Below are 20,928 nucleotides of genomic sequence, written 5' to 3'. Positions count from 1 at the left end.
TCACCGTCCTTTATTATATCAGAACATCATGTTTTTACAACAAGGAAAATGATAACGTTTACTTATAAATAGAATTATTTATAAATACGTAAAAATCGCCCGTATTGTAGAAATGATCTCTAATTCTCCCGATTGAATGGGAGGAGCTGCTTGTGCATGTAAAGTAGCATAGGACGCGACTTCCCTTGGTAATTGAGCAGATTCTTCAACGAATGAGAGTGGAACAGGATTAATGTTTAAATTGTATGTACTCGCAATAGCACGAGCTTTTTCTACAGCTTGTTGCAGAGCTTGAATGAGAGCTTGCTCATAATATTTAATTGGGTGAGATATTCGAAACCGTAAACCTTTTGCTACGTTTGCTCCATTTGAAACGGCTATATCATATACTTCCCCTGCTTTTTGTACATTTAAAACGGTAATTTCATACAAATGTTCCACCCGATATCCTTGTAGTAATGCTTTATCATTTACATACTCGTATTGAGGAGTGATTGTATAAGAAATCGTTTCTATATCTTTATCAGCGATACCAAGCTGTTTAAGTGCATCCAGCAATTGTTTTGATTGTACTGCATTTTCTTCTTGCGCTTGTTTCACATTTTTACTATCAGTTCGAATGCCAAGTGTTAGTATAACGACATTTGGTTTCGCTTTGACAATACCCTCACCTTGTACAGTAATAGTCGCTTCTTTACCAGTATTAGCTGTGCGTACATTGTGTAAATAAGGATTCATTCCACCTTGCATCTTCCATCACCATCCTTTTTATATGTATATGTGTGAACAAAAAAGAAATTTGTATGAAAAAGTTACATAAATGGGAATGTTAAAGAAAGAAAGCATATACAACGAGGGTATTTATAGATTATAATATGTGTAAATATGATAAAAAAGGGACGAGGCTAGTGAACGAAAAAAGAGAAACACTGATTTTAGAGTTATCCGGATCATTTCGAAAGATGATACGTTTATTACAAAATGATATTAATACACGTTTTGCAGAACATATGCCATATAATGAATTTTCTGTATTACGCGCGTTATTTTTAAACAGTCCACAGATGGCTTCGCAAATTGCGAGTGAAGTAAACGTAACCTCCAGTCATATTACAGCTGTTACAGATCGTCTTGTACGAAAAGGATTAGTAGAAAGAAAACGTTCTAATTCAGACCGTCGTATCGTGTACTTAGAAATTACAGAGCACGGAAGAGAAGTAACTGAAAAACTAGAAGCTGTACGAAAAGAATATTATAAAGAGAGATTTAAAGGTTGGAGCGACCAAGAAATAGAAATGGTGTTAGAGCTATTTGGCCGCGTATTATAATAAATGAGGATAGGGAGCGAAAGCTTTCCTATCCTTTTTCTTTTGAATAAAAACATTTTGAAACTCCAATACTTTAATTAAAAAGAATCGGAGTGAAAAATAATGAAACGTATTTGTACGCTTTTCATTATGATTGGAAGTTTTTTCTGTTTTCATCAATTCGTGGATGCCGCAACGCCTCTTCAAGTCGTTCAAAAAGAATTACAACATATTTCAAATAAGCAACCTGTTTTATATTCAAAACTATGGATTCGCTCTATGCAGAATGCTATTTTATTTCATCACAGTGATAACATTCGGCATGAAGATACGATAAGCAATGTAACGAAGTCTTCTCTTGTAAAAGTAAAACAACTTCGACTTCAAAAAGCATCACAGTACATCCCGAGATTATCACAATATATTTCTAAGTTTGAGGCTGAGAATGTGCAAGTGTATTATGTTGCAGCGCGTTATGAAGTAAAAAAAGAAAATCCGTATCAATTAAATGGAATGAATTATTTTATGCAAGTGTTTATTCAACAAGGTGGAGAATGGAGAATTGCTGAAAGTATAGTTGCTCCAACAGATCAAATTGTCGCAAATGGTGACGGGTTTGGAACGAAACAAGAAAAAGAGTATGGGAAAAGAAGAGAGAATGTGAAATAACCTCTTTATTTGGATCGGGATATATAAAAAAAAGCATTGCTCTTGTGCAATGCTTTTTTTATTTGGTTCATATAACAGTTAAATAATTCATGGCATATTTATTTCCTTGCAAAAGCAAACTTCAATTTTAATAGACGTGTAAAAATGAAGTAACTTATGGTAGCGAATAGGAAAAATCCAACATAATAAGACAGAAGTGCATCTCGTCCGCCTAATATTCTACCACCAAGTAGTCCGAAGCATAGAACAGTGCAAATTATGAACCATTTTTGCAAGTTAGGAAACAATAGTATTTTTCCACTTTGTTCGTTCGGTGTACGTGTGTATAGAAAGGTTGCTATTGATAAAAAGGTAATGATGTAAGAAAATGGTGTTAATAGTGTCCAAGGAGAAGGTACAGAAATACGCTCCGTAGGATTGTCCTGTGATGCACTGGGAAGTTTATTGCCATAGTCATCAAATGTTTCTATCGGGTGGTAATCATAAGTAATAGAAAAATATTCTAATGGTGAAATGATACCTATATGTTGTAAGTACTCATGAGTATGGTACTCTATTTCTCCCATTGCATCTACAGACCATTGTGTGTGAATAAATGAATCCGGAAATTAACAATCCAAAACCGTATGGTAAAAATAATAGAATGATAGTTAAAATACTTTGAGAAAATATATGTCCAGTAATAGTCCCGATAAATAAGGCGAATGTATAAATAGCGGTAAGTACAACGGTAGCATATAGAAAGTAACTATAGAACGGAGCAAAGGTTTGATACTCATTGTGAAACGACATGTTCTTTATTCCGTACATACTAATCCAGCAAACAATTTGTACTGTAATAATATTGAAAACACCAAGCCACCATTTTGTTAAAAAAATATCCTTTCGTTTAAAAGGCATCGAGAATAGAAAATCATTTGATTGATTATTACGTTCCCATCCAATTAAAAGACAAGCGAGTGCAATTAGAGTAGCTCCTTGAAAGAAGACGGTACCATCAGATGTCTGGAAATAGTAGGAGTAGTAATATGTATAGTCACCAAACTTCATTTTTGATAGTTTTAGTTGCATTTGCGCTTCTTGATAATATTTATAAGGTAGTTGATATAAACTAGTTAACCAAAATAATAGAATTATATATTTTCCTTGCTTCCATTGCCTCATCCATAAAGCTTTATGAAACATGTGAATCCTCCTCAAATGTAGTGATAAAAATATCTTCAAGTGACATTGTTAACTCTTCAATGAGTATAGGTTGTTCTTTATAAAACTTCTCCAGTGTTGTAGCCACATTTCCCTGAATTAAGATTGTATATACTTTTCCTGTTTGATTTAATATTTTAATATTGCTTAAGTTTTCTAGTTTTTGAGGTAGTGAACGTTCATAAGCTACTTGGATTTTAGCAAATCGTGATTTTGCATCGTCTAGTGATGTAATAGAAGATATAGTATGGCCTTTTAAAATAATGATTGTATCTGCAATTTGTTCCACTTCATCTAAATGGTGAGTTGAGATGAAAATGGTAATTTCTTTTTCTGCAACTTCTCCAACGAGAAACTGTAAAATCTGCCTTTTCACGATAGGATCAAGTCCATTTGTCGGTTCATCTAAAATGATATATTCTGCTTTTGTAGAAACAGCTAAAATGATGGCGAGCAGTGCTTTCATTCCTTTTGAATAGCTACGAATTCGTTTGTTTGGTAAGTTAAAACGTTCTAACAGTTCATAGAAATACTGTTCATCAAATGCTGTATAAACGGCTTTATAAAATTTTACAATTTCTTTTATCGTATAGCCGTTCAGTATGTTAGTAGAATCCGGAACATATACGATTTTTTGCTTTATTTCAGGACACTGATGAATGTTTGTATCTTCATATGTAACGGTCCCTTCATCAGGGTCTAAAATACCGACCATCGTTCGCAATAAAGTTGTTTTCCCTGCACCGTTTCTTCCGAGTAATCCGATGATACTCCCTCTTTGCAATGTGAAAGAAACATCGTCTAAAATCGTTTGATTATCAATTGTTTTCTTCAAGCTTGTCACTTTCAGCATCTGTATTTCCTCCAATCTCTTTATAGTATGAATCTATCCAATCATGAATTTTATCTTTCGTCACACCAAGATAAGAGGCTTCTAATAGTAATTGATGAAATTGCTTTTCAACCATAGCGATTTTCCTTTCGTCTAATGTTGGGGTAATCGATTGGGATACAAATGTTCCTTTTCCTCGTAATGTTTCAATAATCCCTTGTCGCTCTAACTCTTGATACGCTTTACTCACTGTATTTGGATTTATAACGAGTAAAGAAGCGAGTTCTCGTACAGAAGGTAGTTTGTCACTTGGAGCTAACATGTTCTTTAATACGAGTTCTTTTATATTTTGAACAATTTGTTCCCATATCGGAGTGTTGCTTCTTGGATCAAGTTGAATATGCAAGAGCAATGTCTCCTTTCTAACTTGTATTAAGTGTACTATTGTGAGTAATACACTTAATACAATGAAGGTGATGAATGTGTTTGTCAACTGAAAATGTTAGAAAAATATGGTATTAAAAAACAGTGAATTGGAAAAAATAGGTTTGATATAGAATGGAGGGTTAGTCATGAAGCGAGTTTTTGGAATACTTGTTTGTTTCATGTTATTGCTTTCTGGTACTTCAGTTAGTTTCGCACAATCTGAGAAGACGAAGCAGGAGAAAACAGAAGAAACAACGCCGAAGTTAGCGGAACAAGCGTCATCAGCAATTGTAATTGAACAAGATACAGGTAAAGTTTTGTTTGATAAAAATCCAAATGAGAAATTACCGCCTGCTAGTATGACGAAGATTATGACAATGCTATTAATTATGGAACAAGTTGAAAAAGGAAAACTAAAACTGACCGATAAAGTGAGAGCAAGTGAGCATGCAGCTTCAATGGGTGGATCACAAATCTTTTTAGAGCCTGGAGAAGAGATGACCGTAAATGAAATGCTAAAGGGTATTGCAATTGCATCTGGAAATGATGCGTCTGTTGCAGTAGCAGAGCATATCGCTGGTTCAGAAGAAGGTTTTGTAAATATGATGAACAAAAAAGCGAAAGATTTAGGACTGAAAAATACTCATTTTCAAAATCCGACAGGTCTTCCGGCTAAAGATCATTATTCCACAGCAAATGATATGGCTATAATGGCGAAAGAATTGATGAAGTACCCACTTATTCGCAAATACACAGGAAAATACGAAGACTATTTACGTGAAGATACGGATAAGAAGTTTTGGCTCGTTAATACGAATAAGTTAGTGCGTTTTTATCCTGGAGTAGATGGTGTAAAAACGGGCTTTACGACAGAAGCAAAATATTGTTTAACAGCATCGGCTGAAAAGAATGGGATGCGTGTTATTTCAGTTGTTATGGGAGCACCTACATCGAAAGAACGGAACAATCAAGTAACGAAGCTTCTTGACTACGCATTTGGTCAATATATGACAAAGAAATTGTATACACGAGGCGAAAAAATTAAGACTGTCCAAGTAGGAAAAGGGAAAAAAGAAAAAGTAGATTTAGTTGCGTCAGATAATGTATCTCTTCTTATGAAGAAGGGCGAAAATATGGACAAGGTAAAGCAAGAAGTAATTGCTGAAAAGAAAGTGAAAGCACCAATTAAAAAGGGCGATGCGCTTGGTACACTTGTTATAAAAAAAGATCAAGATGTTTTATTAAAACAAACAATTGTAGCAAAAGAAGATGTTGCTGCAGCGAGCTGGTGGGAGTTATTTAAAAGAAGTTTTGGGATGTTTTCAACATCAAAATAGCGGCAAATATTTTGCCGCTTTTCTATTCGTATGTAAGTAAATAATTGCTGAATGGTTTCACTTTATGGCGAAATAGTTCTTCTTTTGTCAGTAGGAAGGATTCTTATGTTGTATCACGAAAATCTTTATGTATGTAAATGAGTAAAGTTTGAGCATAAGGAGGAAATCGTGTGAGTCTTTCCATGCAATTAGAAGTAAAACGTGACGTCCTATGTGTGAGGCTAGCGGGTGAATTAGATCATCATACTGCTGAAGAGTTGCGAACGAAAGTAACAGATATGATTGAGACACATGGTGTTCATCATATTGTTTTGAGCCTAGAGAACTTATCGTTTATGGATAGTTCTGGTTTAGGTGTTATATTAGGCCGATATAAGCATGTAAAGGGATTAGGTGGAGAAATGGTTGTTTGTGCAATTTCACCGCCTGTTAAACGTTTATTTGAAATGTCGGGCTTATTTAAAATTGTTCGCTTAGAAGAAAGTGAAGCGCATGCGCTCGCGACGTTGGGGGTGGCATAAATGAGAAATGAAATGAACCTTCAATTTTCAGCGTTAAGTCAAAATGAATCGTTCGCTCGCGTTACAGTAGCTGCTTTCATTGCACAACTAGATCCTACGATGGAAGAACTTACAGAGATTAAAACAGTTGTGTCAGAAGCGGTTACGAATGCAATTATTCATGGGTACGAAGGAAATGCAGAAGGTGTTGTTTATATTTCTGTAATTTTGGAAGAAGCAATGGTGAAACTCACGATTCGAGATGAAGGGATTGGCATCTTTAATTTAGATGAAGCGAGACAACCCCTTTTTACAACTAAACCTGAATTAGAGCGTTCCGGAATGGGATTTACTATCATGGAAAATTTTATGGATGAAGTAGAAGTTATTTCAAACGAATCTTTCGGGACAACAATCCATTTGACAAAATACTTATCAAATAGTAACGCTCTATGCAATTAAGGAGAATAGCCTATGGACATAGAGGTCAAAAATGAGAAGAAGAAACCTCAGTTAAAGGACCACGAGCTAAAAGCGTTAATTCAAAAAAGTCAAGATGGAGATCAACAAGCAAGAGATACAATTGTTCAAAGTAATATGCGTCTCGTATGGTCGGTTGTGCAACGTTTTCTTAATCGCGGATACGAACCAGACGATTTGTTTCAAATTGGATGTATTGGACTCTTAAAATCGGTAGATAAATTTGATTTATCTTTCGACGTGAAATTTTCAACATATGCAGTTCCCATGATTATTGGCGAAATACAACGATTTTTACGTGATGATGGATCAGTGAAAGTAAGTAGGTCTTTAAAAGAAACAGGAAACAAAATTCGAAAGATGAGAGATGAGCTTTCGAAAGAATTCGGAAGGGCTCCAACGATTAATGAAGTAGCTGAAGCGTTAGAACTAACGCCAGAGGAAGTGGTTCTGGCGCAAGAAGCAAGTCGTGCCCCTTCATCCATACATGAAACGGTGTATGAAAACGACGGAGATCCAATTACTATTTTAGATCAAATTGCAGATCAATCTGAAACGAAATGGTTTGATAAAATTGCTTTAAAAGAAGCAATTAGAGAATTAGATGAGAGAGAGCGTTTAATTGTATATTTACGCTATTATAAAGACCAAACTCAATCAGAAGTAGCAGAGCGAATAGGTATTTCGCAAGTGCAAGTTTCAAGACTTGAAAAGAAAATATTAAAACAGATGAAAGATCGAATAGATGAATAGTTATCTATTCGATCTTTTTTTATGACTTTAATAGGAGGAGATTGTAAACTTTCTTAAAAATTAACAGAATTTATTGATAATTTAGTAAATTTAAAATATAATCCAATTATGAACTTGTCACAAAGGGGGAAGGAAATATGGAAACGAGGCAACAATGGGGAACGAGGGCTGGATTCATTTTTGCAGCGGTCGGCTCTGCCGTTGGATTAGGAAACATATGGCGTTTTCCTTATACGGCGTATGAAAATGGGGGAGGCGCATTCTTTTTACCGTACTTATTCGCATTATTAACGACTGGTATTTCACTATTGGCGTTTGAATTTGCTCTTGGGCACCGTCACCGTGGTTCAGCACCACTTACGTTCTTCCGTATTCATCCGCGTGCTGAATTCATCGGATGGTGGCAAATGTGTGTAACGTTTATCGTTTCAACATATTATGCAGTAATTATTGCTTGGTCTATTTCTTATACGTATTTTGCAATTACTGGCGCATGGGGGAAAGATACGGAATCATTTTTATTTAAAGAGTATTTACATGTTGCAGATAAACCGGGACAGTTTGGAGGGCTCGTACCGGAAGTATTAATTCCACTAGCTCTCGTTTGGATTATTGTGCTTGGTGTTGCTTTTAAAGGAGTTAAAAAAGGAATCGAAGTTGTGAACCGTATTTTCATCCCTTTACTAGTTGTTATGTTCCTTATTATCGTAGTTCGTGCAGTGACGATGGAAGGTGCAATGCAAGGATTAGATGCATTCTTTAAACCAGATTGGAGTCGTATTTTTGACGGAAAAGTATGGCTTGCTGCTTACGGTCAAATCTTCTTTAGCTTATCTTTAGCATTTGGAATTATGATTACGTATTCTAGTTATTTACCGAAAAACTCAGATACAACAAATAATGCCTTTATTACTGGATTTGCAAACTCAGGATTTGAATTATTAGCAGGGATTGGGGTCTTTGCGGCTCTTGGATTTATGGCAAATAATATGGGAGTACCAGTTGATAAAGTGGCAAGTGCTGGTGTAGGGCTTGCGTTCGTAGTATTCCCGCAAATTATTAATGAATTACCGATGTCACCTTTATTTGGCGTATTATTTTTCTTATCATTAACGGTTGCCGGAATTACATCCCTCATCTCGCTTGCGGAAGTATGTTTTGCTGCTGTATCTGAAAAGTTCAGCTTAAGTCGCCAAAAAACAATTGGAATTATGGGGACGCTTCTCGTACTCGTTTCTCTCGTTTTTGCGACACGTGGCGGGCTTATGTTCCTAGATGTTGTGGATTACTTCGCTAATAACTTCGGATTAATTACAATTGCTCTAGCGGAAGTAGTTACGATAGGACTCATTTTACGTCGTTTACCAGTTTATCAAAATCACGCAAACTTCGTATCTGATATTAAGTTAGGGACGTTTTGGAGAGTGAGTTTACTCGTTATTACTCCGCTTATGTTAGGGTACATGTTAATTGATGGTACAATCCAAAATATTAAAAAGAACTATGGAGGTTACCCAACGGAGTTTGTCGTAACATATGGTTGGTCAATTGCAGCAGCGTTCCTTATCATTGCGCTAATCATTAGTTTAAAGAAATGGAATGCACAAATACATTCAGATTCTGCTAAGCTTGAAAAAGAATGGAAAGATCGAGGTGTTTCATAATGAGTGGATCAGCGATTATGATGATGGTTATTGGAATAGTAGTCATTTGGGGAGGGCTCGCATTAAGCATTGCAAATTTATTTAAGAAAAAAGCATAAACTAAAAAACATCTGTACCGAAATGGTACAGATGTTTTTTTATGAAAAAATTGTATTAGAAAAAAATTGAATAACCATACTACAACTACGAGGAAGAGTGAAGAGGTGAATGGAAATTGGAACAAACAATTTATATTAAAATGCGTAATCGATTAAAAGTTTCTCCTACGTATGAAGTAAAGCTGGGAGATGTTGCTCAACTTGCCGGAGATGCTGCAGTAGTTCAGTCGTTACAGGATGAGGTAATTTATAAAATTACAGCGCGTGATAAAACGCATGTTGTAATTGATGTTATGAAAATAATTGAGATTATTAGGCGAAAAACCGCTCATATACAAATTAATTTACTCGGTTCTGGACAAACTCTTGTTGAAATTATATATGAAAAAAAGAAAGTACATCCGATTTTTTTAGGACTTGTATGGTTGTTACTTTTCATTGGAGCAGCTCTTGCCATCATATATTTTCATGAAGATGTAAGCATGCAACAAGTGCACCAACGGTTATATTACATGATTACGGGAGAATTTAAGGCACAACCACTTTTATTTCAAATTCCTTATTCATTAGGTCTTGGGCTAGGCATGGTTTTATTTTTTAATCATGTATTTCAAAAGCGTATTAATGAAGAGCCGAGTCCGTTAGAAGTGGAGATGTTCCAATACCAGCAATCACTTGACCAATATGTAATTGTTCATGAAAACAAGGATAATATGAAACAACTTACCGATGATTGAGTCTGGATTCGTTATTTTAATTGCTTTAGCAGGAGGAATTGCTGTAGGTAGCGGATATGTTGCGTTTTTAGCTGTACTTGGTATAATCCCTCGTCTAGCTCAATTAACGAGAAGTGGAAAGCACATTCAATATTTTGAGTGGGCAGTTATTGCAGGTACGTTAACAGGAGCTTGGTGTAGTTTGAAAAACATTACATTTCAAACGTCGCAATATTGGCTTGTTATATTAGGAATATTTTGTGGTACATTCATTGGAATGCTCGCTGCCGCATTAACGGAAGTGTTAAATGTTCTACCTATTTTAGCGAAACGAGTAGGGGTAGAGGGGAAGATTGTTGTTTTACTCGTTGCTCTTGTACTTGGAAAAGTAATAGGCTCGTTGTTTCACTGGATTTATTTCGTAAAGTAGGAGGCAATATATAAATGACAGGGCGAAAACTAAAGGACGATTACGTAAATAAAGTGAAGGAATACCATCCGAAGCCAAATTATTTTATAAATTGTGTTAAGGCATTTTTTGTAGGTGGACTCATTTGTACAATCGGAGAAGTATTGATGAAATTTTATATACATTATTTTCATTTTAGTGAACAAGAGGCAGGGAATCCAACAGTCGCAACTCTTGTACTATTATCGGCGATTTTAACAGGTTGTGGTGTATATGATAAAATCGGTCAATTTGCTGGAGCAGGTTCGGCCGTACCTGTTACGGGATTTGCGAATTCTATGGCAAGTGCTGCGCTAGAGCATAAGAGTGAAGGAATTGTACTTGGGGTTGCTACAAACATGTTTAAGCTAGCGGGAAGTGTAATCGTTTTTGGTGTTGTCGGTGCGTACATTATTGGGTTAATAAGATATACTTTTAAAATTTTTATGTCTTAAAGGAGGGGCTAGTATGAGGTTGACAGGAAAACAAACGTGGGTATTTCAAAATGATATTTATGTGAATGCAACCGGTACTGCCGTCGGTCCAAAAGAAGCTGAAGGCCCTCTTGGAAAGGAATTTGATATTTCATATGATGATTTACATTGCGGAGAGGAAAACTGGGAGCTTGCGGAACGAAGATTAATGTCAGATTCTATTCAACAAGTCATGCAAAAAGCAAATGTAGAAACATCACAAATTGATTTCTTTTTAGCGGGTGACTTATTAAATCAAACAGTAACAGCAAATTACGTTGCGCGTAAGTGGGGAATTCCCTTTTTAGGCATGTTTAGTGCTTGTGCGACCTCGATGGAGACTTTAGCGGTCGGATCAGCCTTTATAGATGGTGGATTCGCAAATCGTGTTTTAGCGACGGTAAGTAGTCATAATGCAACAGCTGAAAGACAGTTTCGTTATCCAACAGAGTATGGGGGACAAAAACCAGGAACAGCAAATTCCACTGTTACAGGTGCGGGATCCATATTAATTAGTAAAGAAAAAAGTGCCATTAAAATCAAAGCGGCTACGATTGGAAAAGTGCAAGATTTAGGAATTGCGAACCCTTTAGATATGGGATCGGCGATGGCACCTGCTGCAGCTCATACAATTCAGCAACATTTTGAGGATTTGAAGAGAAGTGCAGCCGATTACGATTTGATTGTTACCGGTGATTTATCAGCTATTGGGACACCGATCGCGAAACAACTGTTACTGGAAGAAGGTTATGATATTGGGCATATATATAACGATTGCGGATTAATGATTTATGATCCCGGTCAAGAAGAAGTATTTGCTGGTGGTAGTGGTTGTGCTTGTTCAGCTGTTGTCACATATGGTCATTTATTAAGCGAGATGCAAAAAGGGAATTTACAACGAATTTTTGTCGTTGCTACTGGTGCGTTATTAAGCCCGATGACGATGCAACAAAAAGAAACAATTCCAACAATTGCACATGGTGTCGTATTTGAGAGAGTGAAGGGAGAGTGAATTGTGGATTATATATATGCATTTCTTGTAGGAGGCGCTATTTGTGTAGTTGGGCAAGTATTGTTAGATTTCGCAAAGTTAACACCAGCCCATTTAATGGCTACCTTTGTAGTGATAGGAGCAGTTTTAGATGGATTCGGATTGTACGATAAGCTTATAAAGTTTGCTGGTGCTGGGGCGACAGTTCCTATTACAAGCTTTGGACATTCCCTATTACACGGGGCAATGCATGCTGCAGAGAAACACGGATATATAGGGATTGGTATGGGTATGTTTAGTTTAACGTCTGCAGGTATTTCAGCAGCAATATTATTTTCATTTTTTGTAGCACTTATATGTAAACCGAAAGGATAAATCAAATGAGACGAAGGGTTGTTTTGGTCACAGATGGAGATGAATATGCAAAGCGAACAATTGAGCTTTTAACGAAGGAATTTGGGGGAAGGTGTATTTCAGCATCACAAAGTAATCCAACCAAATTGACAGGGAAGAAAGTTGTTGAGCTTATTATGCAAACGCCATATGACCCTGTATTTGTCATGTTTGATGACAGTGGATTTATTGGAGAAGGATCTGGTGAAAAAGCTTTAAAATATGTAGCCACGCATAAACAAATTGATGTACTTGGGATTTTGGCAGTAGCGTCTAATACACACCATTGGGAATGGGCACGTGTAGATGTAAGTGTAGATCGGAACGGGAATTTAACGGAATATGGTGTTGATAAATTTGGACTTCCAGATGGTGAAATTGGCAGAATTAGCGGAGATACAATTTATTGTTTAGATGATTTGAATGTTCCCGTCATTGTTGGTGTTGGTGATATTGGTAAGATGTGTGGAAACGATGAATGGGAGAGAGGCTCACCAATTACGAAAAAAGCAATTCAGTTAATTTTGGAAAGGAGTGGATTTTATGACGAAGCCTAAAAAAATAGATATTCCGATTTCAACTTTCATAAGTGACAATGAAAATTATTTAAAACAAACGGCTGGATTAGGCGTCACATTTGATGTTGGTATTCGTAAATTTCAAATTTTGAATAAAGAAATTGCAGTATTATTCGTAAATGGACTTTGTGATACAAATTATATTATTCCTATTTTAGAAGAAGCTGTGGATACGAATGAAATAAGGGATGTTGAAGAAGATACTGTAAAGCTTTTAGAGAATCGTTTAATTCATCAGCAAGTAAGTAAAGTGAAAACGATGGATGAAGTAATGCTTCAAGCGTTATCAGGGCTTATTGTTATATTTGTGGAAGGCGAAACAGAAGCGTTCGTGATAGATGTTCGTAGCTATCCAGGACGAACACCGACAGAGCCAGATACTGAAAAAGTAGTACGCGGTGCGAGGGATGGATTTGTTGAAAATATCGTTGTAAATACAGCGTTAATTCGTAGAAGAATTCGAGATCCACGTCTTCGAAATGAAATTATTCGAGTAGGGGATCGATCGCAAACGGATATTTGTATTACATATGTACAAGATGTTGCAAATCCAGATTTAGTAAAGATTATAAAACAAGAATTAAATAATATCGATGTCGATGGCATTACGATGGCGGATAAAACAGTGGAAGAATTTGTTGTAAAGCAAAGCTATAATCCATTCCCGCTTATTCGATATACAGAAAGACCGGATGTAGCAGCAAATCATTTATTAGAAGGACATGTTCTAGTACTAGTTGATACATCACCGAGTGCTATGATTACGCCAACAACATATTTTCATCATTTACAGCATGCAGAAGAGTTTAGACAAAATCCAGCAGTCGGAACATTTTTACGTTGGGTACGCTTTTTAGGTGTTTTATTCTCCTTGTTTTTACTACCGTTTTGGTTAGTGTTTGTATTTGATCCAACTCTTTTACCAGAAAATCTTGCTTTTATTGGACCGACTAAGATGACACATTTACCAATTTTATTACAGGTGATAATGGCAGAAGTAGGACTTGAATTTTTAAGGATGGCAGCCATTCATACTCCAACGCCGTTATCGTCAGCAGCAGGATTAATTTCTGCCATATTAATTGGTCAAATAGCAATCGATGTAGGTTTGTTTGTACCAGAAGTTATTTTGTATGTAGCAGTTTCTATGATCGGTGCTTATGCAACACCGAGCTATGAATTAGGGCTAGGGAATAAGGTTGGAAAATTATTTGTTATTATTTTAACAGGTCTCTTCCATGAGATGGGCTTTGTAATTGGTATGACGATATTGATTTTATTTTTAACGTCTATAAAAAGTTTGCAAACCCCTTATTTATGGCCGTTTTTACCATTTGATTGGGGCGCATTAACAAAAATTCTACTCCGTCCGACGATGTCTAGTTTAAAAGTACGACCAAGTATTGTAAGACCTCAAAATGTAAAAAGACAAAAATAAACGGGATTATACACCCGTTTATTTTTTTAGCAAAAATTTATTGTTTTTTAACAAAAATCAAACATTTTTTGTGTACACTTAGAGTAGATATTGTGTATGGAAGGGGAAGAGGACATGATTAAATTATTTGTAAGTGATTTAGACGACACGCTCGTTTACAATGTAAATCATATGCAAAAAGAAGATGAACGTGCAATTTGTTGGTTAGCTGAAAAAGGGACAAATATTTGTTTTGCCTCAGGCCGCTTTACTCATCGAATTGATGAAGTCGTAAATAGGTTTGAATTCCCATATTACACAACTGGCTTAAATGGAGCGACAATGTTACTTCCGGATGGGAATTTATTTTATGAATCGAGTTTTGAAAATACGGTTGCCCAGGAAATATATCGATATATACATAAAAAAGGACTAGCGGATATTGTTTGTGCAAATGAGCAGCGATATACAAAAAGGAAGAATGAACATCACCATAATTTTGAAGCGTATATGGGAGTGCATATCGCTGAAATTGAAGCGTTAGAAGAGGAATTTGGTAAAACTGTACATCCTGCGAAATTGTTTGTTTTTGGGGAAGAAGAGACAATTGAAGCATTAGATCAAGAATTACGAGATACATTTCAGAACGAAGCGGAAGTTTTTATGTCTGGTAAACGCTATGTTGACATTATGCCAAGGGGAGTAAGTAAAGGGAGTGCTTTAAGACGACTAATGGAACATTTGCAAATTGAAGCAAATGAAGTTGCATGCATTGGAGATTCTTTCAATGATATTTCTATGTTTGAAATAACCCCGCATTCATTTACTCTGCACCATGCTCATCCATATGTGAAGGAGAAAGCGAATCATATTGTTCGTTCGGTTGAAGAAGCTATTATGAAATTGCCGTTACTTGTATAAAAAAGAAGCTCGCTACTAGCGAGCTTCTTTTTACTTGAATAACGATTTAACAAAATCAATGATACTTGAGAAGAAATCTTTCACTTTATCTAGGAAACTTTGCCCTTCTTCAGATCCTAAAAAGGCAGAAACGTGTTCTTTTGCTTTATTTAACTGACTGCCAACTTGATTCCAATCAATGTTAAGATTTTTCATTTTATCAAATAGAGCAACTAAGTTATCTAACTGTTCATCCGTTAATGTAATACCAAGTTGATCCGCAATTTTTTTAATTAATGAACGTAAATCTTCAGTCGTTTTTGGCTGCTCTTTCGCAATTTCTTCTTTAATTTTCGCAACAAGTTGAACTGCTTTTTCTTCACCAATTTTATCGCCGAGCTGGGATGTTTGCACCATTTCTTCATTGGCTACTTTTTTTACTTCCTCAGGAATTGCTTTGTTTGATGTTGTTTCATAGGCTTTCATTAAACCAGTTAAAGCAGCAGTTCCAGAAACTTTAAATGGTGCAGTAATTTGAATTTCTGCATCTTTCACACCTGCTGTAATAAGTGCGTTTGTGTACATTGCATCTGTTATTGAATTAATGTTTTTTGAACGTACAATGAGACCAGAACCTGGCTTTGTGTATGTGATCATAGAAGAGGAAATTGCTCTCGTACCAATTTGCGCTTTTGGAACAATCCCTTCTAGAAATTTATGTTCTTCCGCATTAGACACAGTAATAATTGTAGCATCTTTTGGTGCTTTCATTTCTTTTAACAGATCTTGTTTTTGTTGTTCAGACAAGTTTTCTCCTAGTGTAACAATTGATTCTCCTTCGATGATGTCTGCAAACGAAGCTGTTGGCATAATAAATACTGCTACAGCTAATAGCAGAGCTAGTAATTTCGTTTTCACGAAAAATCGCTCCCTTTCTCTTTCTAAAATTTTCGGGCAACACAGTTATTATAGTATATATTTCTTATTTGTCACCTAGCTTTTTCCACATTTCAAAAAAGAAGTATGTAGATTGTCGGATTCTTTTTGTTTCTAGTCATGAATGTGGTAATATAGTGCTGAGATAGTTGAAAGGAGACATATACGTATGAAAACTTTAGGATACATAGTAATGGAAAATGGTGAAAAAATCGATTTGGAATTTTTCCCAGAAGAGGCACCAAAAACAGTAGAAAACTTTAAAAAACTAGCAGAGCAAGGATTTTATGATGGTGTGACATTCCACCGCGTTATTCCTGGCTTCGTAAGCCAAGGTGGAGACCCAACAGGAACGGGTGCGGGTGGCCCAGGTTACTCTATCCCATGTGAAACTGATGGAAATCCTCATAGACACCTTGTAGGATCACTTTCTATGGCTCATGCTGGCCGTAACACAGGCGGTAGCCAATTCTTTATCGTTCATGAGCCGCAGCCACACTTAGATGGTGTACATACTGTATTCGGTAAAGTAACAAGCGGTATTGAAACAGTATTAAACATGCGTCAAGGTGATGTAATGAAAGAAGTTAAAGTTTGGGAAGAATAAGTGAATGAGAAAAGAGAGCTATTGCTCTCTTTTTTTAATAGGAATGGGTATTTCGTTTACGGTACATGATACAAGTAGTAATGTGATTGTAGTGAAAATAAGTCGCTTATGAGAACAAAATATTAACAAATTACATAGAATACATTAGATTCCACATTTCAATAAAAGTTGTTTATTACATTCATTTTGCTAGAATTCATCTGCTCTAAGGTGATGAATAGTGAAGTGATAATGAGCGGTGGATGTTTCTTTTCACTTTCATATAACAGTGTTTCTTCTTTTATCTACTTAACAAAAATAGTAATGAAATGTATATTTGACTTTCTTCTTTTCGCTTTGTATGATTATCAAGTTGTTTTAAGCTCTTCTCACTCTGTTGAAAATATTGTAAAATGAATGTGATATGAAAAGAGTGATTGAGGGGATTTAATAGTTTGTAACTTTTGTAAGAAGGGATAAGGGTTATGTTAATTCGTTTTAAAAAAAGTTATGAAAAGATTGCAATGGGGCTTCTTTCATTTATGCCAACTGAAAAAGATGTGAAAACATTACAATTGACTATGAAAGATTATGAAGCAAAGGATGATTGGCAATTGTATTTGTGGAAACAAAACGAAGATTTTGTTGGGATAATGGGGATTGTAAAAAAAGAGAATCAAGTTTTGGAAATTCAGCATTTGAGTGTGAATCCATCTCACCGTCATATGGGTATTGGGACGAAGATGGTTCAAGAGTTAAAGAGTAAATTTCTTGAATTTACAATTTGCGGAAATGAGCAAACAGCAAGTTTTTGCAAAAAGTGTAAAGGGCTTGAACAAAATATACATTCGTGAAAGCAGAGATAAGTAGTTTATTATCTCTGCTTTCTTTTTTGTAATTGTTCGTTTCGTTCAGCGATGACTTCTGTTCGATCACGTAATGTGTGCTTATGTATTATAAATTCATTAGAAGTAGCATTCACGTCTTTCCAAGGAAGGTTTTGTTTCTGACATAATTCTATGCAGTACTTTTCTAATGTTGTATCCGACAATGGTAAAAATAACGGTGTAAAACTTTCTTTTTTCTGGATAGATTGCAATTTATCTTTGAGTAAGAACAGAAGTTGTGCCTCATTTATTCCTAAACGAAGTAAATGTGCACTGTTTTTTTCTAAAATCGTTATGGCGCTTTTCATCATCTTCTCTGCGCCATTCCAGTTAGAGCGTCTGTGATGGTATAAAGAAACTGCAATTTGAATGAGGCCGACTAAATAATGATCCCGATTTCCTCTCGGTTTTGTTTTCCAATATTCTTCCAGTATTTCGTGGCATTCAAAATAATCATAATCTCCGTGAAAATGAATTAAAAACTGTATGTATTCCGTAGGATACATTTTCTTCGCTCCTATCTAACGGTTATAAGTATAAGTTTATCATAGAAATATGAACAATAAACGACTAGGGAATTTCTCCCTAGTCGTTATTGTTCATATTAGCAGAAGCAAGCTGCCCCTACAATAATGAGTAAAATAAACAATACAACAAGTAATGCGAACCCACCGCTAAAACCACAATCAACGTGACCCATAGTTTTTTGACCTCCTACATTGTTCTTACTACACTGTTATCATATGAAGTGGTGGGCATGATGCCATAGGCATAGGTCTATTTTTAATTAAATTTCTTAAAAAGGTTGGATAGAACATGAGTATGCTCTATACTTATGTTGTTATAGAAAAAATGTGGTGGGATGCTTTGTGCAGTATAATTTTAAAGTAGAGGCTTTTGAAGGGCCTTTAGATTTATTGTTACATTTAATACATCGTTATGAAATTGATATATATAATATTCCTGTAGCGGAAATTACAGAGCAATATTTATCTTATGTTCATACGATGAAAGAATTACAATTAGATGTTGCAAGTGAGTATTTAGTAATGGCTGCAACGTTATTACAAATTAAAAGTAAAATGTTGTTGCCGAAACATGAAGAAGATGTACTTGATAACGGTGATGACTTTATAGATGATCCTCGTCAAGAATTGATGGAGAGGTTAATTGAATATAAGAAATATAAGCAAGTTGCTACTGAACTAAAAGAAAGAGAACAAGAAAGAGCACAGCTATATACACGTCCGCCAATTGATTTTACATCGTTGCAACAAGAAGAGGAGACAAGCTTGCCTCTTGATGTTACGTTATATGATATGCTAGCGGCATTTCAAAAATTAATGCGCCGTAAAAAAGCAAAGAAACCTGTGACAACACGTATTACTCATCAAGAAATACCAATTGAACAGCGTATGACGGATATTTTAAAGCTGTTAGAAATACAAGGTGGTCGTCAAAGTTTTTATGATTTGTTTGTTGATGATGAACGGGAAATAATGGTTGTAACATTTTTAGCGGTTCTTGAGCTTATGAAAAATCAACAAATCGTAATTGAACAAGAACATAATTTTGATGAAATTTTCGTATCAAGCTATACTAAATCTGCATAGAGTTAGTATGGAAAATGGGATAGAAATAGTATATCTCATGCTAGGTTTGAATGTATCGTTTGGAACAAGAGAAAAAATATTGAACCGAACGCATTGATTGTGATTCGGTTTTTTGATGTGTATTTTTATGGAGAAAATAGGAGGAAGGAGCTCGTAAAATGGATAGAACAGAACAGAAATCAATCATTGAAGGGCTTTTATTTGTTTCTGGTGATGAAGGGATTTCTCCTGAACAAATAGCAAAAGTCCTTGAAATTGAAGGAAACGAAGTAATCAATATTTTAGAAGAAATGCAAAAAGAATGTGAAGGTGCACACCGCGGTTTGCAAATTGTACAGTATGCAAAAGTATATCGTTTTGCTACAAAGAAAGAACATGCGTCGTACTATCAAAAACTAATAGATATCCCAACAGCTGCTTCACTCTCTCAGGCTGCGCTAGAAACGTTAGCAATTGTTGCATATCGTCAACCCATTACAAGAACTGAAATGGAAGAGATTAGAGGAGTAAAAACTGATAAGGCGTTACAAACGTTAGTATCACACTTACTTATAAAAGAAATGGGAAGAGCAGAAGGACCTGGGCGTCCGATTTTATATGGAACGACGAAAGAATTTTTGGACACGTTTGGATTAAAAACATTAGATGATTTACCTCCGCTTTCTGAAGAAAACGAACAAATGAATGAAGCGGATTTATTCTTTGGTTCTTTACAAGAGATATCGAAATAAAAGCTTAGCATTTTGCTAAGCTTTTTTTGTATATCAATTATATACCGTGCCATACTAATTGAAAAAAGGAGACGAGTTATGAGAGGTATACGAAGTATTTTATTATTAGTTTCTGTTTTGTTATGCTTTTCTTTAAATAGTGCATCGGCAAAAAGGTATATGATGTCTATTCATACCGCGTCTCCTTTACATATGCAGCGGCAACATTTTGGTAAAATGAAAGTGAGTTTCTTAAAAGTTGGGCAAGGTGATGCAACACTTATTATATTGCCAAATGGACAAACGATGTTAATTGATGGAGGACCTTATGAAGCTGGTGAGGTTATCATCCAAAAGCTAATTGAAAAAGGAATTAACCATTTAGATGCTATCGTCAGTACTCATCCTGATATGGATCATATTGGAGGGCTCATTCCGATTGTAGAGCAAATGCCGGTATCACTTATATTAGATAGTGGAAAAACATATAGTTCTCTTACTTATCATACGTATCGAAATCATATAAAGAAAAGGGGAATCCCTTTCATTTCAGTAAAAGAGGGCCAATACATACCGCTAGATCCGCATGTTTCCATACAAGTATTAAACAATGGGAAGTCCAAAGATGAAAATAATGAATCTTCAATTGTATTAAAGGTTCGGTATGGTAAGGCAGATTTTTTACTAATGGGTGATGCTGATGTGCGGACGGAAACTGAAATATTAAAGCAATTTGATGTACATGCAGATGTGCTAAAGGTGGGACATCATGGCTCATATACTTCAACAAGTGAAAGGTTTATAAAGAAGGTAGAACCACAGTTCGCGATTCTTTCTTATGGTAGCAAAAATCCGTATGGGCATCCGCATCAAAGTGTAGTGAGACGATTAAAACAGCATGGTATAATGATGTATGGAACAAATAGACGTACGGTAGAAATGGAAACAGACGGCGAACATATTACAATAGGGTCTAGCGGATTAATGCCATTACTTAAGTGATTCATACAA

The 20,928-nt window shown here is 35.6% G+C and carries 28 protein-coding genes and 1 pseudogene; 22 read left to right on the top strand and 7 right to left on the bottom strand.

Translation table 11 applies throughout. The features are described from left to right. Positions 1-78: 78 nt before the first annotated feature. On the bottom strand, positions 79-750 hold the full coding sequence (locus EGX95_RS19215) for an SIMPL domain-containing protein (protein ID WP_001161440.1): 672 nt from the start codon (positions 748-750) through the stop codon (positions 79-81). 158 nt (positions 751-908) lie between these two features. Between EGX95_RS19215 and EGX95_RS19210 the strand changes: the two genes are divergently transcribed. Continuing rightward, complete coding sequence (locus EGX95_RS19210; protein ID WP_001003315.1) at positions 909-1,328, top strand: MarR family winged helix-turn-helix transcriptional regulator; 420 nt, start codon at positions 909-911, stop codon at positions 1,326-1,328. A gap of 102 nt (positions 1,329-1,430) precedes the next feature. Beyond that, positions 1,431-1,976 (top strand): hypothetical protein, encoded by a 546-nt coding sequence (locus EGX95_RS19205; protein WP_000820922.1) that lies wholly within the window; start codon positions 1,431-1,433, stop codon positions 1,974-1,976. Positions 1,977-2,074: 98 nt separating this feature from the next. Here EGX95_RS19205 and EGX95_RS19200 read toward each other — a convergent pair. The 3 genes and pseudogenes from EGX95_RS19200 to EGX95_RS19190 all read right to left on the bottom strand — a co-directional run bounded on the left by EGX95_RS19200 (position 2,075) and on the right by EGX95_RS19190 (position 4,417). Then, a pseudogene (locus EGX95_RS19200) lies at positions 2,075-3,161 on the bottom strand (ABC-2 transporter permease). Beyond that, positions 3,151-4,032, bottom strand: a complete 882-nt coding sequence (locus EGX95_RS19195) for an ABC transporter ATP-binding protein (protein ID WP_000922149.1) — start codon at positions 4,030-4,032, stop codon at positions 3,151-3,153. The pseudogene EGX95_RS19200 and the gene EGX95_RS19195 overlap by 11 nt, the downstream one beginning before the upstream one ends. Next, complete coding sequence (locus EGX95_RS19190) at positions 3,998-4,417, bottom strand: GntR family transcriptional regulator (protein WP_000548040.1); 420 nt, start codon at positions 4,415-4,417, stop codon at positions 3,998-4,000. The genes EGX95_RS19195 and EGX95_RS19190 overlap by 35 nt, the downstream gene beginning before the upstream one ends. A gap of 166 nt (positions 4,418-4,583) precedes the next feature. On the opposite strand from EGX95_RS19190, the gene dacF reads away from it, so the two are divergent. From dacF to EGX95_RS19115, 14 genes are all read left to right on the top strand, one after another. Beyond that, the gene (gene dacF / locus EGX95_RS19180; protein WP_000831994.1) at positions 4,584-5,774 is read left to right on the top strand and encodes a serine-type D-Ala-D-Ala carboxypeptidase DacF; all 1,191 of its coding nucleotides are present in this window, start codon (positions 4,584-4,586) and stop codon (positions 5,772-5,774) included. A 170-nt stretch (positions 5,775-5,944) separates the two neighbouring features. Beyond that, positions 5,945-6,295 (top strand): anti-sigma F factor antagonist, encoded by a 351-nt coding sequence (gene spoIIAA, locus EGX95_RS19175; RefSeq protein ID WP_000059133.1) that lies wholly within the window; start codon positions 5,945-5,947, stop codon positions 6,293-6,295. Continuing rightward, on the top strand, positions 6,296-6,736 hold the full coding sequence (spoIIAB, locus tag EGX95_RS19170; RefSeq protein ID WP_001243400.1) for an anti-sigma F factor: 441 nt from the start codon (positions 6,296-6,298) through the stop codon (positions 6,734-6,736). A gap of 12 nt (positions 6,737-6,748) precedes the next feature. Beyond that, positions 6,749-7,507, top strand: coding sequence for an RNA polymerase sporulation sigma factor SigF (sigF, locus tag EGX95_RS19165; RefSeq protein WP_000350729.1), 759 nt, complete (start codon positions 6,749-6,751; stop codon positions 7,505-7,507). Positions 7,508-7,644: 137 nt separating this feature from the next. Next, positions 7,645-9,171: a sodium-dependent transporter gene (locus EGX95_RS19160; protein WP_000450064.1), complete on the top strand. Its 1,527-nt coding sequence runs from the start codon at positions 7,645-7,647 to the stop codon at positions 9,169-9,171. Beyond that, positions 9,171-9,269 carry a methionine/alanine import family NSS transporter small subunit gene (locus EGX95_RS19155; RefSeq protein WP_000016826.1) on the top strand — a complete coding sequence of 33 codons (99 nt, stop codon included), beginning with the start codon at positions 9,171-9,173 and terminating at the stop codon, positions 9,267-9,269. The genes EGX95_RS19160 and EGX95_RS19155 overlap by 1 nt, the downstream gene beginning before the upstream one ends. Positions 9,270-9,385: 116 nt before the next feature. Then, complete coding sequence (gene spoVAA / locus EGX95_RS19150; protein ID WP_000438356.1) at positions 9,386-10,006, top strand: stage V sporulation protein SpoVAA; 621 nt, start codon at positions 9,386-9,388, stop codon at positions 10,004-10,006. Beyond that, entirely contained in the window at positions 9,999-10,415 is a 417-nt protein-coding gene (gene spoVAB, locus EGX95_RS19145) for a stage V sporulation protein SpoVAB (protein ID WP_000572932.1), read from the top strand. The genes spoVAA and spoVAB overlap by 8 nt, the downstream gene beginning before the upstream one ends. A gap of 14 nt (positions 10,416-10,429) precedes the next feature. Then, entirely contained in the window at positions 10,430-10,888 is a 459-nt protein-coding gene (gene spoVAC, locus EGX95_RS19140; protein WP_000147736.1) for a stage V sporulation protein AC, read from the top strand. A gap of 13 nt (positions 10,889-10,901) precedes the next feature. Further along, the gene (spoVAD, locus tag EGX95_RS19135; protein ID WP_123805731.1) at positions 10,902-11,918 is read left to right on the top strand and encodes a stage V sporulation protein AD; all 1,017 of its coding nucleotides are present in this window, start codon (positions 10,902-10,904) and stop codon (positions 11,916-11,918) included. Between the two features lie 3 nt (positions 11,919-11,921). Beyond that, positions 11,922-12,272 carry a stage V sporulation protein AE gene (gene spoVAE, locus EGX95_RS19130; protein WP_000384637.1) on the top strand — a complete coding sequence of 117 codons (351 nt, stop codon included), beginning with the start codon at positions 11,922-11,924 and terminating at the stop codon, positions 12,270-12,272. Positions 12,273-12,277: 5 nt separating this feature from the next. Continuing rightward, positions 12,278-12,847, top strand: a complete 570-nt coding sequence (locus EGX95_RS19125) for a stage V sporulation protein SpoVABEA (RefSeq protein WP_001254415.1) — start codon at positions 12,278-12,280, stop codon at positions 12,845-12,847. Next, complete coding sequence (gene spoVAF / locus EGX95_RS19120) at positions 12,834-14,306, top strand: spore germination protein SpoVAF (RefSeq protein ID WP_000165582.1); 1,473 nt, start codon at positions 12,834-12,836, stop codon at positions 14,304-14,306. Before EGX95_RS19125 ends, spoVAF begins: the two co-directional genes overlap by 14 nt. 96 nt (positions 14,307-14,402) lie before the next feature. Further along, positions 14,403-15,206: a Cof-type HAD-IIB family hydrolase gene (locus EGX95_RS19115; protein WP_001993687.1), complete on the top strand. Its 804-nt coding sequence runs from the start codon at positions 14,403-14,405 to the stop codon at positions 15,204-15,206. A gap of 30 nt (positions 15,207-15,236) precedes the next feature. Here EGX95_RS19115 and EGX95_RS19110 read toward each other — a convergent pair whose 3' ends face one another. Then, the gene (locus EGX95_RS19110; RefSeq protein ID WP_000850502.1) at positions 15,237-16,103 is read right to left on the bottom strand and encodes a DUF1002 domain-containing protein; all 867 of its coding nucleotides are present in this window, start codon (positions 16,101-16,103) and stop codon (positions 15,237-15,239) included. A gap of 187 nt (positions 16,104-16,290) precedes the next feature. Between EGX95_RS19110 and EGX95_RS19105 the strand changes: the two genes are divergently transcribed. The 3 genes from EGX95_RS19105 to ribT all read left to right on the top strand — a co-directional run bounded on the left by EGX95_RS19105 (position 16,291) and on the right by ribT (position 17,561). Then, the gene (locus EGX95_RS19105) at positions 16,291-16,728 is read left to right on the top strand and encodes a peptidylprolyl isomerase (protein WP_000853792.1); all 438 of its coding nucleotides are present in this window, start codon (positions 16,291-16,293) and stop codon (positions 16,726-16,728) included. A gap of 213 nt (positions 16,729-16,941) precedes the next feature. Further along, positions 16,942-17,124 carry a hypothetical protein gene (locus EGX95_RS30830; protein WP_002028396.1) on the top strand — a complete coding sequence of 61 codons (183 nt, stop codon included), beginning with the start codon at positions 16,942-16,944 and terminating at the stop codon, positions 17,122-17,124. 68 nt (positions 17,125-17,192) lie between these two features. Further along, positions 17,193-17,561, top strand: coding sequence for a GNAT family N-acetyltransferase RibT (gene ribT / locus EGX95_RS19095; protein ID WP_000908397.1), 369 nt, complete (start codon positions 17,193-17,195; stop codon positions 17,559-17,561). 20 nt (positions 17,562-17,581) lie between these two features. Here the strand turns inward: ribT and EGX95_RS19090 are convergent, their stop codons facing one another. Next, positions 17,582-18,100, bottom strand: a complete 519-nt coding sequence (locus tag EGX95_RS19090) for a DUF309 domain-containing protein (RefSeq protein ID WP_000283586.1) — start codon at positions 18,098-18,100, stop codon at positions 17,582-17,584. 98 nt (positions 18,101-18,198) lie between these two features. Next, positions 18,199-18,294 (bottom strand): YjcZ family sporulation protein, encoded by a 96-nt coding sequence (locus EGX95_RS19085; protein WP_000510194.1) that lies wholly within the window; start codon positions 18,292-18,294, stop codon positions 18,199-18,201. A 169-nt stretch (positions 18,295-18,463) separates the two neighbouring features. On the opposite strand from EGX95_RS19085, the gene scpA reads away from it, so the two are divergent. The 3 genes from scpA to EGX95_RS19065 all read left to right on the top strand — a co-directional run bounded on the left by scpA (position 18,464) and on the right by EGX95_RS19065 (position 20,919). Beyond that, positions 18,464-19,207 (top strand): segregation/condensation protein A, encoded by a 744-nt coding sequence (scpA, locus tag EGX95_RS19080; protein WP_123805729.1) that lies wholly within the window; start codon positions 18,464-18,466, stop codon positions 19,205-19,207. Positions 19,208-19,365: 158 nt separating this feature from the next. Further along, entirely contained in the window at positions 19,366-19,938 is a 573-nt protein-coding gene (scpB, locus tag EGX95_RS19070; RefSeq protein ID WP_000376223.1) for a segregation/condensation protein ScpB, read from the top strand. A gap of 78 nt (positions 19,939-20,016) precedes the next feature. Continuing rightward, complete coding sequence (locus tag EGX95_RS19065) at positions 20,017-20,919, top strand: ComEC/Rec2 family competence protein (protein WP_001214088.1); 903 nt, start codon at positions 20,017-20,019, stop codon at positions 20,917-20,919. Positions 20,920-20,928: the final 9 nt, after the last annotated feature.

This window comes from Bacillus sp. FDAARGOS_527 (assembly GCF_003812125.1).
In the GTDB taxonomy this organism is placed as follows: domain Bacteria; phylum Bacillota; class Bacilli; order Bacillales; family Bacillaceae_G; genus Bacillus_A; species Bacillus_A paranthracis.
This window is presented reverse-complemented; position numbering and strand designations above follow the sequence as displayed.